The organism is Prevotella sp. TCVGH (genome assembly GCF_023522295.1).
Taxonomy (GTDB): Bacteria; Bacteroidota; Bacteroidia; order Bacteroidales; family Bacteroidaceae; genus Prevotella; species Prevotella timonensis.
The window spans coordinates 1-13,836 of the sequence record NZ_QFFX01000065.1; the positions used below are offsets into that span (position 1 = coordinate 1).

Consider the following 13,836-nt stretch of genomic DNA (forward strand, 5'->3'; position numbering starts at 1 on the left):
TTACCAGTTTAGTCTTATCAACAAGGTAACTTATTTATTTTCAATCAGTTGTAGTTTAAGAATTATCTTGAACCGCTGAAGCATGTGAATAACGCCCCTAATGTATGTTTCCAAGACCGTTAAGTCAATGCTTCAGCTTCAGGAGACGTTTATTTTGTTCAAATCAGTGCATTTTTGCATGTCGTTTGCATATTGATTTTTTCTATTTTGAAGATTTTCAATGACCGTTTTTTGGTAAAATGATAGGACAAAAATAACGAACTTATTTGCCATAGCGTAATAATGATAAAAAGCCGCAGCTCTTTCATTGAAAGGTCACTCAGGGACAACCATTTTTTCTCAAATAAAAGAGCCGTGTTCATTCTATTCTATTTTTTAACAGTTCTTTTCATGTATTTTTTTTCAATCAGTATTCATCCTTGGATGTTTTATTTTTATTTTTAATTTAGATAGCGCTTGGCACATTACCGATAATTCTGTATATTTGTCCAATCAACAGGTGGCATGGGTGGTAGCCTTGGCATTGCGCGAGTGTTGCCATGCTTGACAGATAAAACATTGGATAGATGAAATACGCAGATTATATTAAACGAATTGAGATAGATTCTCTGTGGGGTGGTAGACGACATATTGTGTGGAATCTTGACAGGCAGGTGAATGTGCTTAGTGGTATCAATGGGGTAGGTAAGAGTACCATTCTCAATAAAGTGATCAAAGGACTGTTGGAAGGTAATAACTTGATTTCAGAATTGCCTCCAAGCGTCAAGATTACCGTGTCTCCTGATGATGCAGATCGGGTGCGATATGATATTATTCGCTCTTTCGATCGACCTTTGATGAGTTCCGATACCGTTGCCAAAGTAGATAAGCGATTGGCAACAGAATTGGATTGGCAATTGTTTCAGTTGCAGCGTAAGTATCTCGATTATCAAGTTAATGTAGGGAATCGGATGATAGAGGTGTTGCAGAAAGGTGGACCTGACGCTGCTGCTACTGCCCAACAACTCTCTTCAGCCAAGGTGTTGTTTCAAGATATGATGGATAAATTATTTGCCGATACGGGTAAAACTATCATTCGAACACAAAACGAAATTCGCTTTTCCCAACTTGGTGAAACGCTGGTGCCTTACCAACTCTCCAGTGGAGAGAAGCAAATACTTGCCATCTTGCTCACGGTCTTAATACAAGACCATCAACCTTATGTACTCTTTATGGATGAGCCAGAGGTAAGTTTGCACATTGACTGGCAAGAGCAGCTCATCGATTTGATATTACAATTAAATCCAAATGTACAACTCATTCTGACAACGCATTCACCAGCGGTGATTATGAATGGCTGGATGGAGCACGTTACTGAGGTAAGTGACATTACAGATGTGAACCGATAGCACTTGAAATTACCTTGAATCAGGGTTTGAAATGGGAAAACGACTAAAAGATAATATTTCATCTGCCTATATTGGGGCTGCCAATCAACTCAAATCATTGAACGCTAAACGGCGCATTGTGGCGTATGTGGAGAGTTACGATGATATTTATTTTTGGCGCACGGTATTGAGAGAGTTTGAAGATGACAAATGTTATTTTCAAATCATGTTACCTTCTCGTCTTCAACACTTGGAGCGTGGAAAGAAGGCTGTGTTGATGAATCTGCTTACAGATAAAGTAGGTCGTGATATGATTGCATGTGTGGATGCCGATTATGATTATCTGATACAGGGAGCCACTCAAACCTCAAAGGAAATACTTTCCAATCCATACATTTTCCACACCTATGCTTACGCTATTGAGAACCTGCAATGTTATGCGCCATCGCTCTTTGATACCTGTGTAATGGTAACGCTGAACGACCATCATATTTTTGATATGCAGCGATATTTAGAAGATTATTCGCGTGCTATTTATCCTCTTTTTATATGGAGCATCTGGTTTTATCGCACTCCCGATTACAACAAATTTACCATTACCGACTTTCTTCGCATCATCATGCCTGGGCATTTTACGATAGCGAATGCCGAGCGTAATATTTCCAATGTTCGTCAGAAGGTGGGAAAACGCATTGCCAGATTTCATAAAGAATATCCTGATGCCAAGGAAAGCTATCTCAAAGTGAAAGCCGATTTGCGCCGGTTGGGGGTCACGCCAGAAACTACTTATCTGTACATACAAGGACATCATTTGTTTGACAAGGTCGTGGTACCCATGTTAAATAAAGTGTGCGTGCAATTAACACAAGAGCGTGAGCGAGAGATTGTGCAACAGAGCAAACACGGAACTCAACAACGCAATGAGCTGACAAGTTATCGTAACTCTGTGGAGAACATATCTTCCATGTTGAAGAAGAACACGGCTTACAGGGAGTCTGAACCTTTTCAGCGCATCTGCCAAGATATACAAAAATATATCAAATCATGAGCTGATACGAGGGGTGACCTTTCTTTCCGCCTTGTGTCCCCTATGTTATATTTTAACAGAGCATTGCTCAACATAAAGAAGCTCGTAAAAAAGAGTTAAAAACTAAATTACATGCGTGTGTATCTACGTAAATCTATATACTTTTGTATCCAGATTAAGGAATTAAATAGGGATAGGATTCATGGTGCAAAATAGAATTTTGTATCCATTGTAAACGTTTCCTGTTTATCAAACCAAATAATAAATAAACAAAATGAAGAAGATTAGAGCAGCCATAGTTGGTTATGGCAATATTGGAAAATTTACGGTTGAAGCCGTCGAAGCCGCTGAAGACTTTGAATTAGTAGGAATTGTACGCAGACAAGGCGCAGAAAACAAGCCAGCCGAATTGGCACCTTACAAAGTTGTACAGGATATTAAAGAGCTCGAAGGTGTAGATGTTGCCATTTTGGCAACGCCTTCACGCAGTTGTAAAGAATATGCAGAAAAGATATTGCCCTTGGGTATCAATACCGTTGACAGCTTTGATATTCATACAGATATTGTAGACTATCGCAGCGCACTAATGCCTCTCTGTAAAGAACATCACGCTGTAAGTATCATTAGTGCAGGCTGGGATCCGGGTTCTGACTCGGTTGTTCGCACGTTGATGCAAAGCCTTGCACCCAAAGGGTTGAGCTATACTAACTTTGGACCAGGCATGTCGATGGGACACAGCGTGTGTGCAAGAAGCAAGAAAGGTGTGAAGAACGCCCTCTCCATGACAATTCCTTTGGGCGAAGGTATTCACAGGCGTATGGTGTACGTAGAGTTGGAAGAAGGTGCTACACTCGATGAGGTAACCAAAGAGATAAAAGCCGACCCCTATTTTGCACACGATGAAACGCATGTAATGGCAGTTGACTCGGTTGATGCCGTAAAAGATATGGGACACGGTGTACACTTAGTGCGCAAGGGAGTGAGTGGTAAGACACAAAACCAACGCATGGAGTTTACCATGAGCATTAACAATCCTGCCTTGACCGCACAGGTCTTGGTTAATGTGGCACGTGCCAGCATGCGCCAACAACCCGGTTGTTACACTATGGTAGAGATACCTGTAATAGATTTGTTGGCTGGTGAACGTGAAGATTTAATAAAGACACTGGTCTAAGTGCTATTTAGGCGATTCAATTTTGGACAACTTTGTGAACGACAAGTTCACTCATCAACAAGGTCATGGTAGAAGGGCAATGCTGTTGACAGCCCGATACCATGACCTTGTTTCTATGCAAAACAATTTTTACTTGTTTCCCTTTGTCGCTTAAAGTGCTTTCTTAGGATACAGCGCATCCCACCATGTGCTGTCGTTTTTAAGCCATTTGGCAAACCAAGCAAAAATAGTGTTTTGCCATTTTTGTCGCTTATGATAGTCGAGTATATGGTGGTTCTCACCGTCAACTACTACAAAAGCTGTTGGTCTACCCAAGAGTTTCAAGGCTGTAAACATCTGTATACTTTCGCCAATGGGTACGTTGGTGTCAGCACTGCCATGCAAGAACAACAACGGTGTGTGGATTTTATCCGCATGGAATAGCGGACTTTGGTTCACGTACAATTCGGGATTGCTCCATGGATAGCTGTTCGCCATGGACACTTCGCTATAACTATATCCCCAATAACCTTCGCCCCAATAGCTGGTATGGTCGCTAATGCCAGCATGTGAAATGGCAGCAGCAAAGATATCGGTTTGAGTTTGCAGGTATTGAGTCATGAATCCTCCATACGAAGCACCAATACATCCTATTTTCTTTGCATTGATAAAAGCATGTTCTGCAACAAATTTCTTCGTTCCTTCGATAATATCTTCTGCCACACCTTTTCCAGCTGTATTGACATGTCGTGACGAGAACTCTTGCCCAAACCCTACTGCACCACTGGGCTGCAATACATATACCACATAGCCCAGTGCGGCATAGGCATGTTGTGGGTAGCGCGTTTCAAAGTTACGACTGGTGGGCGAGCACCCTCCATAGTAGTTGACGATGAGCGGATATTGCTGAGTAGCATCAAAATTTGGCGGCAAATAATACCTTCCACAAATTGTATCTCCACGTGAATTGACAAAATTCCAAGTCTTGCAAGCACCTAATTGAACGTTTGCCAATGTTTCTTGATTGGTGTCTTCCACAAGTTTTAGCTGACTGCGACGTAGATTTATCGTATAAACTCGATCGGCATTCGAGGCACTTTCACCGCTATAAACCATGGTTGGCGCTTGACTTGCAAAAGCAATTTGTTTGACAATCTCTTCGGGTTGAGCAATCTTTTGAATTTTATAGGTACGTATATCGCACCGAAACAAGTGAACATAGTCACAATCCATGGCAGTAAAATATAACTGACCATCGTATTTATTCCATCTGAACTTACTTACACCAGGCTTAAAATCCTTGGTTAATGGCATCACATTTCGATTCGCAATATTCAAAAGATATAGTTGATAATCGTACATACTGGGTACTTTCCCTTGAGGAACATTCGCCCCAATACCGTGAAATGCTTCGGGTGATGCCATTACTACGATTTCTTTTCCAGACGGAGCGTAAGCAGCATCCGCTACAAAACCGTCATCCTTCACCAATTGCTCTACACTCAAAGTACGCAAGTCCATGCTGTAAATGTTGTACAAGGTTGTGGGTCGCTGGGTGAGACGAGTATGGTTGGTCATAAATAGCAAGTGAGTTCCATCGGCAGAGATGTCCAACAAGCTAACGTTGCGATATCCAAAAGTGAGCGGTTGGCAAAGACCTGTTGCAAAATCATATTTCAACAAGCTTACCCTATCACGCCAACCAGGCTGTCGATCCTCGGGTTCGAGAATCTCATAAATGGCTTTATCTTCCTTTGGTCCTTTGTTTTGTTTCAGCAATATAAGATAATCTTCTGTGGGGGATATGACAAAATTGCCTGTTGGAAGATTTGTTGCTAAGACATTTTCTTGACCTCCATTGATATCGGTAACAACCAATTCACGTCCTTGGTTGCCTTCACGAGTCCAATAATACTGCATAGAACGCGGCATCCAGTGGATAGCATGATGGGTAGATGCAACAACTGCACCTGACTTGAGATTTGTAACTTTCCAAGTATAAGTTGTTTTTCCGCCTTTCACGACATCACGATAAGCAGTAATTAAATATTCTCCTGAAGCCGAAAGTTCTACGCCAGTGACAAACTTACGGTCGGTAAGATGACTTAGCGTGAAGACTTGATGGGTTGGACCAATGTGCAACAATTCGCTCTGCGGTGAATCTAATTGAAGTTGGAGTGTGTCCAACGGTCCCTTGGTAGAGAGGTATTTAATAACAACATCGTGTGTTTTAGGTTCAAGTGTCAGTTTGACATCCTTGTTCAATTGCCCGTCTACATATAATTGATAATGTGTAAGTCCACCTACATGGAGCGTCGCATGCGCAAATCCGTCGGACTGAATTTGAAAGCCCAATAAATGAAGAGCACAAGCAGCGTCGGTTTTTGGTAAGAAAGGAGACGATAAGAACCGCCCTCGAAACACTTGATGGAGATTAACTGGGGTTTCTAAAATTGATAACGTATCGTAAGGGTGTTGGCAAACATTGACACTGTCCAATCTATAAGGTGCTTGAACGACAAATGGTCCAGCATATCGAACTTTTTGGATGGGCACATCAGCACCGAAAGAAAAATCAGCTGTCCATAAGACAGCTGATAAGAGGAGGAAAAATTTGATACCTATATTTTTCATTTTTCGTGTAATTTATTGATCAACTTCAAACAAAGGATCTTCTGGCATCACCATGATGGGCTTTTGCTCATATTCTTTTAACAGTTTGGCAGGTACATATTTTTTGTGTACTACCAATCTAAACATATATTCGTTAAACCACTTGTTCGTCATAATGAGACAACCTTGGTGTCCTGCACTGGCACCCCAGCTATTCTCTACTTTCCACTTTAGGGGCATATCCTTTGCGTCAAGGTCTACTGCCGTTAGTGTCATGGCATGAGTAGAGCCACTTTCAAAGGTGGCAATGCGGTCAGCCTTTGACATGTTAAACGTGGTTCCAAACAAACTGCCATAGTCATAATTGTCTACATCAAGATAACCTCGCTTGCGATCGAACTGCTTCCCAACATCGTAAGAGCTATACATTTTGTGCCCATCTTTTAAGCTGGCGATTGCCAACTCTGCAATCTCGTTCATGGGGAGATTTAGATATTTCCAGTTATGTCCATCGTAGGTGTGTCGATCATACTCTACTTCGTAGGTTTGATGATAAGGTCTACGAGGGTCGTTCATCAGCATGATGAAGGTTCCATTCAGTGGATGACCTACCGTAGCGTTATAAAATTCACGAGGAGTATAAGTTTTTAGTGGAGTTACAGTCTTCCCTTCTTTGTTCTTAAAGGCATAAGTAAACTGCTCAACAGGCTTGCCTATCGTCATTGACAAGATGTTATAAATGGTGGAAAGCATTTCTGTTTTACGAGCTTCTATCGTGCGTTTGTTCTTTCCAGCATGCACCATGCTTCGCAACTCCAATCCATATTCACGCAATTTCGATGCCACCATACGTGCCATGAGTCGAGTGTTGTTGCTCGAATACGTCTCTGGCATCACACTCATCGGCACCAGTCCATACTTTTCGGCTAAGTCAGCCACCCCACAAAAGGTGCCTCCGTCATTGATAGGATTCTTGAAAAAGAACTGCATCCGAGTGTCCTCCAAGGGCTTAGAGGCATTGTCAATCACTCCTTGGAGCATAAGATTTGCCTTTTCCAACTGGTCATAGAAGAATAAATAAGCGTGGGAAAATTCTACAGTTATTGTATCATTGTGCTGTTTGGCAAAGTTAGCTCGCAACACATTAAAGCCAGAAAACATCCAACAGCGTCCACTACTCTTTTGATCATGAATGCTTTGCTTAGGCGTTTCTACACTAAAATAGTCGTCTATAGCTCCACTATTGGCATAATTCTGTGCCAGATTATCGATGTTGTTAGACGCCAATGCATTGATGATGCCTTTGGAAGACTGCGTCGAGGGCTGCATACGCTCTATTTTTTGTAACATATCAGCCGAGATACCACCTGCCCTTTGGGCATACATAGCTATGCTCGAACACAAAAGAGCAGTAGCCAATAAGATTTTTTTTTGATTCATAACAGGTTTCATGTTTTCAGTTTAGGGATTCAAAGATACAAAAAACAAATGAAAGTCCACGTGGTTCATAGAAATTTATTATCTTTGCATGGATATTGTTGAGAACTTATTGATGAACAAAGATAAATTTGGACTTCTAAATCAGATTGATTATCCAGAAGACTTACGCAAACTTAGTATTGACCAGCTTCCCCAAATCTGTGAAGAACTACGTCAAGACATCATTCAAGAGGTATCTGTCAACCCTGGACATTTTGCTTCTTCTTTAGGAGCAGTGGAGCTAACGGTAGCTTTGCATTATGTCTTTGACACTCCAAAGGATAAACTTGTTTGGGACGTAGGTCACCAAGCCTATGGCCATAAGATATTAACAGGCCGAAAAAAGGCTTTCAACACCAATCGGAAGTTGCGTGGTTTGCGACCTTTTCCTACACCCCTTGAAAGCGAATATGATACCTTTACTTGTGGTCATGCATCCAACTCCATATCTGCTGCCTTAGGAATGGCTGTGGCAGCCAAGCAAAACCATAAGGACAATAAGAAGATAGTAGCCATTATTGGCGATGGTGCAATGAGCGGAGGACTTGCCTTTGAAGGACTTAACAATGTTTCGTCCACCCCCAATGATTTACTGATTGTGCTCAATGACAACGATATGAGCATTGATCACGCAGTGGGTGGCATGGAAAAATACTTGCTCACACTCGACACCAATGCAACCTATAACAAGCTTAGGTTTAAGGCTTCGCAATGGTTACACCAACGAGGATACCTTGATGATAAACGTAAAAAAGGAATCTTAAGGCTCAACAATGCTATTAAATCTGCCATCAGCCACCAACAGAACGTGTTTGAAGGCATGAACATACGCTACTTTGGTCCTTTTGACGGACACAACATCAAGGAGATTGTACGTATCCTACAACAGTTAAAAGAAATGAAGGGACCTAAATTATTACACCTTCATACCACCAAGGGGAAAGGCTATAAGCCTGCAGAACTGTCGCAAATAGAATTTCATGCGCCCGGAAAGTTCAACATTGAAACAGGGCAAAGGATACAGCAAAATAACGATAACCAAGCTCCTAAATATCAAGACGTCTTTGGAGATACGTTGGTAGAATTGGCAAAGCTGAACCCAAAGATTGTTGGCATTACGCCAGCGATGCCCACAGGATGTTCTATGAACAAACTGATTGACGTGATGCCCGACCGTGCCTTCGATGTAGGAATAGCCGAAGGTCATGCCGTAACCTTTTCGGGTGGGTTAGCTAAAGAGGGGATGATGCCATTTTGCAATATCTACAGTTCGTTTTCACAGCGTGCCTACGATAACATCATACACGATTTGGCAATCTTAAACTTACCTGTTGTGCTATGTTTAGATCGCGCAGGACTTGTAGGTGAAGATGGTGCAACGCATCATGGCGTGTTTGATATGGCGGCATTGCGACCCATTCCTCACCTAACGATTGCTGCACCTATGGATGAGAGAGAGCTGAGACGGCTGATGTATACTGCCCAACTGCCCAACAAAGGAACGTTTGTGATACGCTATCCTCGTGGAAGAGGTGTACATACCGATTGGAAATGTCCATTAGAAGAAATCAAAGTAGGTACTGGCAGAAGATTGAGGAGCGGAAAAGATTTGGCGATTCTATCGATAGGGCCGGTGGGAAACGATGTGGAAAAAGTACTCGAGTCTCTTGGTTCGCTTTATTCTATCGCCCACTATGACATGCGGTTTGTAAAACCTTTAGACGAAACTTTATTAGAGGAGGTGGGCAAACACTTCCAGAAAGTTATCACGATAGAAGACGGAATCCGCATGGGTGGATTCGGTTCTGCGGTATTGGAATGGTTCAATGACCACGGATATGATATTCAGGTAAAGCGAATGGGCATCCCTGACCAGTTTGTTGAACATGGAAGCGTAGATGAACTCAAAACACTGACGGGCATTGATACAGCGCATATCCAACACACCATTCAAGATCTACTATCGGCAGAGACAATGCCTTCTTAGGCTTTTATAATTTATTTCTTAAGGAGTTTATCAATATGAAAATCATTATCAGTGGTGCATACGCTATCGGTACCCATCTTGCAAAAATGCTATCTCGCAATCATGAGGATATTACCTTGCTTGATGAGGCTGAAGATAGGTTGGCGCAAATAGGGTCCGACTTTGACTTGCTCGCCATGCAAGCATCGCCCAGCAGTATTAAAGCTTTGCGTGCGGCTGGAGCAGATCACGCTGATTTATTTATTTCTGTGACTCCCGATCAGAGTCTCAATATCACCTCTTGTGTCTTAGCCAAGGCGTTAGGTGCGAAAAAGACAGTAGCGATGATCAATAATAGTGAGTATACGGATCCAGAGCTACAAGCTTTTTTTGCAGATTTGGGAGTAAGTTCTCTTATTTATCCAGAGAAATTGGCAGCCATTGACATCATCAATGGGCTTAAGATGTCATGGGTGCGTCAGCGATGGGATGTTCATCATGGTGCGTTGGTGATGCTTGCCATTAAATTAAGAGAGACCTGCGAGATATTAAACAACCCTCTCAAGAATCTCTGTGGTCCTGATGATCCCTACCATGTGGTAGCTATTAAACGGTTAAATGATACTATCATCCCAAGGGGTAATGACGAGTTGAAGCTTTACGACCTTGTCTATTTCATGACAACTCCACAATATATTCCTTATATTCGTAAGATTGTAGGGAAAGAATTATATGCAGATGTGAAAAACGTCATGATAATGGGAGGAGGTTCGACAGCCGTTCGTGCAGTAAATACGATGCCAGAATATATGGATACCAAGGTATTGGAAATCAGTGAAGAGCGCTGTGAACAACTCAATAACCTCATGGATAACGACAAAGCGCTGATTATTAATGGTGACGGAAGAGACATTCAGCTATTACAAGAAGAGGGGATTACGAATACACAAGCTTTTGTAGCGTTGACCGACAATGCAGAGACCAACATCTTGGCTTGTCTTACAGCTAAGCGATTAGGGGTGAGAAAAACGGTTGCCATGGTGGAAAACGTAGACTATGTCAACATGGCAGAGAGCTTAGATATTGGTACTATCATCAACAAAAAGGCAATTGCGGCAAGTCACATCTATCAAATTATGCTTGATGACAATGTGATGAACATGAGATTCCTTACCACTGCGAATGCCGATGTAGCCGAGTTTGTGGCTAAAGAGAAGTCTATAGTGACTAAAAAAGCAGTCAAAGATTTAGGATTACCCAAAGGTACAACGATAGGAGGTTTGGTGAGAAACGATGAAGGTATGCTGGTTTCGGGTCACACTCAAATATTAGCAGGTGATATTGTCGTTGTATTTTGTCACAATGTAAATATGAAAACCATTGAAAAGTTTTTTATATAGCATTTCAAAGTCATAGAAAATGATAAATCTTCGTTCTGTATACAAGGTCATAGGTTCGCTTCTTTTCATAGAAGCCTTTATCCTATTTGTCTGTTTCGTCATGGCATTTAGTTATGGAGAAGATGATGCTATGGCTTTTATCATCTCTGTCATTATTACGCTTTTCGTAGCCTTCATACTGAAATACTTAGGTCGTGCATCCAACAACTCATTGTCTCGGCGTGACGCCTATCTTGTGGTAACCTTGTCATGGATTGTTTTTAGCCTTTTCGGCACACTTCCATTCACCTTCAGTGGCTATATTCCAAATTTTACAAATGCGTATTTTGAAAACATGTCTGGTTTCACTACAACGGGTGCAACCATTCTTGATAATGTAGAGGCTCTTCCACATGCCCTCCTTTTTTGGCGTTCTATCACCCAATGGATTGGTGGATTGGGTATTGTGTTCTTTACTGTAGCCTTGTTACCATCCATGGTAGGTGGCTCTGTCAAGGTGTTTGCGGCTGAAGCAACGGGACCTATAAAGACAAAGTTAGCCCCAAAACTCTCCACCAGTGCCAAGTGGATATTGTCCGTCTACCTTATCTTGACAGTAGCCTGTATGGGCAGTTACATGTTTTTTGGCATGAACTGGTTCGACGCTCTCAATTATGCTATGACCTCGACAGCGACAGGTGGCTTTTCAACTCACAACAGTAGTACCGAGTTCTTTCACTCGCCAGCGATAGAATATATGTGTACACTCTTTTGTTTCTTGTCGGGTGTCAACTTCACACTCTTATATGTATCTGTTGCTAAATTAAGGATTAGAGACTTGTTTAGAAACTCTGAATTCAAGTTTTACATCTCTCTGATTAGTATCTTTAGCCTTTTCATCATGCTTGAGCTCATCTTTAGGCGTGGTTACGATGTTGAGCCTGCATTTCGATCGGGCATCTTTCAAGTCGTTTCTTTTATCACTACCACAGGATTATTCAATGACGATGCTGGGCAATGGCCACATGTTACATGGGTTATCCTTGCAATCTGCATGTTTATGGGTGCTTGCTCGGGGTCTACCAGTGGAGGTGTTAAATGTATAAGGGGTGTGATGCTGTTGAAAACGATTCGCAACGAATTTAGACAAATACTTCATCCCAATGCGGTTTTACCACTCAAGATTGACAAAACAAATATTCCCTATCAAAAACGGGGAACACTCTTAGCTTTCGTTACGATGTACCTCATACTTTGCGTATTGGCATCATTCGCACTGATGGTAGCCCATATCGACAGTACCAACTCTATCACTATCATCCTGAGCTGCTTAGGTAACGTTGGCCCCACCTTGGGACTGGAAATAGGACCAACCATGAGTTGGAACATTCTTCCAAATTATATCAAATGGATTTGTGCCCTCATGATGCTCGTCGGACGTTTGGAAATTTTTAGTGTGTTAGTGATTTTAACACCTGCATTTTGGAAAAAGAATTAACATATCATTACAATAGATTTAGTAAAACATCTAACTTATGAAACCATTAAAATTCAATGCGTTCCTTAAACAAACAATATGGGGCGGTAACAAGATTATTCCGTTTAAGCATTTAGATAGTCAATTAGAAAATGTGGGTGAGAGTTGGGAAATTTCTGGCGTTAAAAATCACCAAACCATCGTTAGTGAAGGAGAATATGCAGGGCGTGCCTTAAATGAAGTTGTAGAAGAATTGAAAGGCAAACTCATAGGAGAATCTAACTATGAGCAGTTTGGCAATGAATTTCCACTCCTCATTAAGTTTATCGATGCTCGTCAGGATTTGTCCATACAAGTTCACCCTACAGATGAAATTGCAAAGAAACAAGGTAAATCACGTGGCAAGACAGAAATGTGGTATATCATGGATTCTGACAAAGATGCACATTTGCGCAGTGGCTTAAAAAAGAAGATAACACCTGCAGAGTATAAAGAAATGGTAGAAAATGATACCATCCTTGATGCAATAGCCGACTACTCGGTAAAAGAAGGCGATTGCTTCTTTTTGCCAGCAGGACGGATTCACAGCATTGGCAAGGGATGCTTCTTGGCAGAGATTCAGCAAACCTCAGATGTAACCTATCGTATTTACGACTTTAAGCGCAAAGACAAGAACGGGAACTATCGAGAGTTGCACACAGACTTGGCTGCTGAATGCATAAATTACGAGGTGTTAAACGACTATCGAACAGTCTATACATCACAAAAAAATCAAGGTGTGAGCCTTGTCCACTGTCCTTACTTTCATACCGCAGTGTACGACTTAGACGAGTCCATGACACTGGATTATAGCGAATTGGATAGTTTTGTAATCCTTATAGGCGTAAAAGGAGAAGGCACCATTGTCGACAATGAAGGTAATGAAACATCATTACGGGCTGGTGAAACGATTCTGATTCCAGCTACTACCAATGAATTAAAAGTAAATGGAACGGTGAAATTTTTGGAAACTTACGTATAATTTTCAGACATTCTTATAACGATAATGTACAAGACCTACATCCTATATTTACCAAGGATATAGGTCTTTTTTTGGGTTGGAGGCATAACTGTCTTTCTTTATGTACCTACTGTGGATGATTGGAGTATAGAATAGATGCTTAAAACATAGATTATGAGCTTTAAGTTTGTCGACTGTTTTTGAGGGTAGCTGTTAATATATTGTATGATAAGATGTTGCGATACTAATAAAAAACGCTGAAGCCATTGAATTTTTGCGCAACGTATTTTCACCTTTTCGGCTAATGTGACAAAAATGTGCATAAAAACGTTTCAACTACTTGTAAATCATTACCTTTGTTCCATTTATATATTT

9 protein-coding genes are annotated in these 13,836 nt (G+C 41.4%); 7 read left to right on the forward strand and 2 right to left on the reverse strand.

From position 1 onward, the window contains the following. The first annotated feature begins 566 nt into the window (after nucleotides 1-566). From DEM91_RS10420 to DEM91_RS10430, 3 genes are all read left to right on the forward strand, one after another. Entirely contained in the window at nucleotides 567-1,388 is an 822-nt protein-coding gene (locus DEM91_RS10420; protein ID WP_249858881.1) for an AAA family ATPase, read from the forward strand. A gap of 31 nt (nucleotides 1,389-1,419) precedes the next feature. After that, a complete protein-coding gene (locus tag DEM91_RS10425) occupies nucleotides 1,420-2,415 on the forward strand; it encodes a DUF4435 domain-containing protein (RefSeq protein WP_249858882.1) in 996 nt (331 codons plus the stop codon). Between the two features lie 253 nt (nucleotides 2,416-2,668). Then, entirely contained in the window at nucleotides 2,669-3,568 is a 900-nt protein-coding gene (locus DEM91_RS10430) for a diaminopimelate dehydrogenase (protein ID WP_249858883.1), read from the forward strand. A gap of 150 nt (nucleotides 3,569-3,718) precedes the next feature. Here the strand turns inward: DEM91_RS10430 and DEM91_RS10435 are convergent, their stop codons facing one another. Together DEM91_RS10435 and DEM91_RS10440 are read right to left on the reverse strand one after the other, a co-directional pair. Next, a complete protein-coding gene (locus DEM91_RS10435; RefSeq protein WP_195252369.1) occupies nucleotides 3,719-6,181 on the reverse strand; it encodes a prolyl oligopeptidase family serine peptidase in 2,463 nt (820 codons plus the stop codon). 12 nt (nucleotides 6,182-6,193) lie between these two features. Next, nucleotides 6,194-7,600, reverse strand: coding sequence for an aminopeptidase C (locus DEM91_RS10440; protein WP_195252368.1), 1,407 nt, complete (start codon nucleotides 7,598-7,600; stop codon nucleotides 6,194-6,196). 112 nt (nucleotides 7,601-7,712) lie between these two features. Between DEM91_RS10440 and dxs the strand changes: the two genes are divergently transcribed. The 4 genes from dxs to DEM91_RS10460 are packed head-to-tail and all read left to right on the forward strand — an operon-like array spanning nucleotide 7,713 to nucleotide 13,482. Further along, the gene (gene dxs, locus DEM91_RS10445) at nucleotides 7,713-9,626 is read left to right on the forward strand and encodes a 1-deoxy-D-xylulose-5-phosphate synthase (protein ID WP_195252367.1); all 1,914 of its coding nucleotides are present in this window, start codon (nucleotides 7,713-7,715) and stop codon (nucleotides 9,624-9,626) included. A 35-nt stretch (nucleotides 9,627-9,661) separates the two neighbouring features. After that, nucleotides 9,662-11,005 carry a Trk system potassium transporter TrkA gene (gene trkA, locus DEM91_RS10450; RefSeq protein ID WP_195252366.1) on the forward strand — a complete coding sequence of 448 codons (1,344 nt, stop codon included), beginning with the start codon at nucleotides 9,662-9,664 and terminating at the stop codon, nucleotides 11,003-11,005. 19 nt (nucleotides 11,006-11,024) lie between these two features. After that, nucleotides 11,025-12,482 (forward strand): TrkH family potassium uptake protein, encoded by a 1,458-nt coding sequence (locus DEM91_RS10455; protein WP_249858884.1) that lies wholly within the window; start codon nucleotides 11,025-11,027, stop codon nucleotides 12,480-12,482. Between the two features lie 37 nt (nucleotides 12,483-12,519). Continuing rightward, complete coding sequence (locus DEM91_RS10460; RefSeq protein WP_249858885.1) at nucleotides 12,520-13,482, forward strand: type I phosphomannose isomerase catalytic subunit; 963 nt, start codon at nucleotides 12,520-12,522, stop codon at nucleotides 13,480-13,482. Nucleotides 13,483-13,836: the final 354 nt, after the last annotated feature.

Bases quoted from the DNA above. Each gene is read 5' to 3' on its own strand.
- DEM91_RS10420 (WP_249858881.1), top strand. From the start codon at position 567: ATGAAATACGCAGATTATATTAAACGAATTGAGATAGATTCTCTGTGG.
- DEM91_RS10425 (WP_249858882.1), top strand. From the start codon at position 1,420: ATGGGAAAACGACTAAAAGATAATATTTCATCTGCCTATATTGGGGCT.
- DEM91_RS10430 (WP_249858883.1), top strand. From the start codon at position 2,669: ATGAAGAAGATTAGAGCAGCCATAGTTGGTTATGGCAATATTGGAAAA.
- DEM91_RS10435 (WP_195252369.1), bottom strand. From the start codon at position 6,181: ATGAAAAATATAGGTATCAAATTTTTCCTCCTCTTATCAGCTGTCTTA.
- DEM91_RS10440 (WP_195252368.1), bottom strand. From the start codon at position 7,600: ATGAATCAAAAAAAAATCTTATTGGCTACTGCTCTTTTGTGTTCGAGC.
- dxs (WP_195252367.1), top strand. From the start codon at position 7,713: ATGAACAAAGATAAATTTGGACTTCTAAATCAGATTGATTATCCAGAA.
- trkA (WP_195252366.1), top strand. From the start codon at position 9,662: ATGAAAATCATTATCAGTGGTGCATACGCTATCGGTACCCATCTTGCA.
- DEM91_RS10455 (WP_249858884.1), top strand. From the start codon at position 11,025: ATGATAAATCTTCGTTCTGTATACAAGGTCATAGGTTCGCTTCTTTTC.
- DEM91_RS10460 (WP_249858885.1), top strand. From the start codon at position 12,520: ATGAAACCATTAAAATTCAATGCGTTCCTTAAACAAACAATATGGGGC.